At 62.8% G+C, this 250-nt stretch carries 1 protein-coding gene; it reads left to right on the forward strand.

The window, feature by feature from the left end:
• A partial coding sequence (locus tag F6S12_RS33460) for a hypothetical protein (RefSeq protein ID WP_315870076.1) occupies nucleotides 1–250 on the forward strand: 250 nt, incomplete at both ends.

Consider the following 250-nt stretch of genomic DNA (forward strand, 5'->3'; position numbering starts at 1 on the left):
TGGCCACCGGCGAGCGCTATGAAATGAGCCCGGCGGATTGCGAGTTGCACTTCATGTCCTTCGCCTTCGACGGCTCCCACGAAGGCTGGATGCACCCGCTGATCTACGGGGCCAGCGTGCTGATCCGTGATGACAGCCTGTGGTCGCCGGAATTCACCTACGAACAGATGCACCGCTACGGCGTCACCGTGGGTGTGTTCCCGCCGGTGTACCTGCAACAACTGGCGGTACACGCCGAGCGTGACGGCAA

Origin of the sequence: Pseudomonas sp. JV245A (genome assembly GCF_032424515.1) — a bacterium.
Classification (GTDB): Bacteria; Pseudomonadota; Gammaproteobacteria; order Pseudomonadales; family Pseudomonadaceae; genus Aquipseudomonas; species Aquipseudomonas protegens.